This window comes from Caballeronia arvi, assembly GCF_001544695.2.
Taxonomy (GTDB): Bacteria; Pseudomonadota; Gammaproteobacteria; order Burkholderiales; family Burkholderiaceae; genus Caballeronia; species Caballeronia arvi.
The window spans coordinates 1-1,296 of sequence record NZ_FCOM02000243.1 but is presented as its reverse complement, the minus strand read 5'-3'; the positions used below and the strand labels follow the sequence as shown (position 1 = coordinate 1,296).

1 protein-coding gene is annotated in these 1,296 nt (G+C 61.4%); it reads right to left on the bottom strand.

What is annotated here, in order from left to right:
- Nucleotides 1-1,169 (bottom strand): MFS transporter (tcuC, locus tag AWB74_RS44635; protein WP_061152813.1); only part of this gene is annotated, 1,169 nt, incomplete at its 3' end.
- Between the last annotated feature and the right edge of the window lie 127 nt (nucleotides 1,170-1,296).

Below are 1,296 nucleotides of genomic sequence, written 5' to 3'. Positions count from 1 at the left end.
GTCGAAATCGCGGGCGTGAATCCGCCGAACACCGCCGTGGCAAGACTGTATGCCAGAGAGAAACCCGCCACGCGCACCTCGACCGGCATCACTTCCGTCAGGGCGACGACCATCGCGCCGTTGTACATGCCGTACATGAACGACAGCCACAGCAGCACGAGCAGCATGTTGATGAAACTCGGCGCGTGCGCAAGCATCGACAGAGCGGGATAGGCGGTGACGATCGCGAGAATGGTCATCGAGAGCAGCAGCGGACGGCGCCCGATGCGGTCCGACAGCGCCCCGCCGATCGGCAGCCAGATGAAGTTCGACACGCCCACGCACAGCGTGACGAGCAGGCTGTCGGCCGTGCTGAGATGCAGCACGGTCTTGCCGAAGGTCGGTGCATACACGGTGATCAGATAGAAGCTCGTGGTGGTCATGGCGACCAGCATCACGCCTGCGATCACGACGTTCCAGTTTTGTACGAGCGTGCGAAAGACTTCGGCCATCGTCGGTCGATGCTGACGCTTTTTGAACTCCTGCGTTTCTTCGAGATTACGTCGCAGAATGAAGATGAACGGCACGATCATGCAGCCGACAAAAAACGGCACGCGCCATCCCCACGCGGCGATGGCCGCCGTGTCGAGCCATTGATTGAGCGCGAAGCCGAGCGCCGCGGCAACGACGATGGCGACCTGCTGGCTCGCGGATTGCCAGCTCGTGAAGAAGCCTTTCTTGCCGGGAGTGGCCATTTCCGCGAGATACACCGACACGCCACCGAGTTCCGCGCCCGCCGAGAAACCCTGCAGCAGACGGCCGAGCAGCACGAGGGCCGGAGCGAAGAGGCCGATGGTCGCGTAGCCCGGCACGAACGCGATCAGGATGGTGCCGCTCGCCATGATCGAGAGCGTCACGATGAGACCCTTGCGGCGGCCGACATCGTCGATATAGGCGCCCAGAATGACCGCGCCGAGCGGCCGCATCAGGAAGCCCGCGCCGAAGACGGCGAAGGTCATCATGAGCGAAGCAAATTCACTGGCCGCAGGGAAAAACACAGCGGCGATCTGTGTCGCGTAGAAGCCGAACAGGAAGAAGTCGAACTGCTCCAGGAAGTTGCCAGCCGTGACGCGCAGCACGGCGGCGCTCTTCGAGTGTCCGGGGGACGCGGTATGAGCGGAGGGGTGCATCGAATGTCTCCAGATGGGGATGCATGGCATCCCGGCGTATCGTTGTGTACCTGATAGTCGCCGGAAATTCGACAAACGGGAATTGCGAGTTTTGGAAGGATTGATGTTCTTTGAACATCAATCCTTC